Genomic DNA, 1,589 nt, shown 5'->3' on the forward strand with positions numbered 1-1,589 from the left:
GGCCATTTCAATAGTGCGAATAGAATCTTCTTGAGCAGTAAGCGCACTGTAGACCAGCAACAAAGTTACGGCCAGTAAATATTTCTTCATAATGTAGCTACCTAATATGGGTGCAATATTAAGGAAAACATTATGAGAGAGGAGGGAATGTTCCGAATAACTTTACTTAGGTCGATATTTTAGCAGTAGAAGCTGCATCTTTTCCTTAGCACGACTCAACCGCATTTTTACCGCGCTTTCCGAGAGGTTTAATGAGTGGCTGATGGTTGAAACCGACCATCTTTCTTTATATTTGAGCAGCAGCAACAGCTTATCTTGTCCGCTTATCATGTCTAGCAGCTCTTCTAGAATTTCTACGGTGGGTTTTTCAACCTGATCCGTAGTTGTTTCATCTTCTATAGTGTCGGCAATCTTACTGGAAATATCCTGGTGTAATTCGGTTTTATCTTGGTTAAGATGATCGATACACCGGTTATGAACAATGCCCCGCAGCCAGTTTCTAAACGAATGCCCTTCCCGGAAAGTATCAGCCTTGGTAAACACCCGAATTAGTACCTCCTGGGCAATATCTTTGGCAGCTTCGGAATCTTTTAGATAGTGCTGGCACTGCCGGATGATACTGTCTTGGTGCCGAATAGTGAGTTCAGTAAACAGAGCAGCATCTTTTTGTTGTCTAAACCGACACATCAGTTCTTCGTCGGTGAGGGGCATAAAACTTATTTTATTTTTTTGGTGTGACTTTTTAGCAAAACGCAGTATATATTATATGAAGATACAACTACATATTTTTTCTACCAAAAAAGCTTACTAATTGTGGTGAGTTAAGTTGCCGTAGCGCAACTACGCACAATTGCCTTTTACTATTCCTAATTCAGTTGGGAAGGAGTTTGCCGAAAATCCTGAAACGAGTAGGCATCTATTCTCACTTTTCTTTACACATTATGACTAAGTATCAATGGCTAGGGCTGGTAGGAGTATGCCTACTGGTAGGTAGCCAAGCAGTCGCCCAGGGAACCGGTTTTACTAACCCGAAGGTGAAAAAACAATCAACCATCACTGATGAAACTCCCCGCTTGCCTTGGGGAGTAGGACTGGATTTACTGTGGCTAGTGGACAAAAACAACGTTCCGGCGACCAGTCTGTTTATCCGGCGCAACGTAAGCCCTGACAACCGCTTGCCCGGTGCTTGGCGACTGAGGGTAGCAGCAGATTTTGACGAGCAGGCTTACTCCTTTCACCGTGAAGATCAATACGGCGAATCTTCGGATGTTACCGTTTTAATACAACCCGGCTACGAATGGCAGCGATGGATGGGAAAGCATCAAGTTTACTACGGAGCTGATTTGCTTATGCAATATAATGTATCTCATTCCGAAAGAGCTATTCCTATTAATGAGAATATTCAATCCAGATATTATCACGGGGAAAATAAAATTTGGCGGATGGGTCCAGTCGGTTTTCTGGGTTATCAGTACTTTCTATCCCCCCACGTAGCATTCTCCACGGAAGCTGCTTATCGAATTGTCTACTGGCGAAGAAGCGAAAGTTCGGTAACTCATTTGACCAACCCCTGGCAGGAGGGTGAAAAG

At 43.4% G+C, this 1,589-nt stretch carries 2 protein-coding genes; one reads left to right on the forward strand and one right to left on the reverse strand.

Annotated elements, in window-relative coordinates; translation table 11 throughout:
- Window positions 1-162: 162 nt before the first annotated feature.
- Window positions 163-711 carry an RNA polymerase sigma factor gene (locus WBA23_RS03730; protein ID WP_424580906.1) on the reverse strand — a complete coding sequence of 183 codons (549 nt, stop codon included), beginning with the start codon at window positions 709-711 and terminating at the stop codon, window positions 163-165.
- 230 nt (window positions 712-941) lie between these two features.
- Here WBA23_RS03730 and WBA23_RS03735 point away from each other — a divergent pair.
- On the forward strand, window positions 942-1,589 hold a 648-nt coding region (locus tag WBA23_RS03735), incomplete at its 3' end, for a hypothetical protein (protein WP_424580907.1).

Source organism: Tunicatimonas sp. (assembly GCF_049647865.1).
GTDB lineage: Bacteria > Bacteroidota > Bacteroidia > Cytophagales > Cyclobacteriaceae > Tunicatimonas.

Bases quoted from the DNA above. Each gene is read 5' to 3' on its own strand.
- WBA23_RS03730 (WP_424580906.1), bottom strand. From the start codon at position 711: ATGCCCCTCACCGACGAAGAACTGATGTGTCGGTTTAGACAACAAAAA.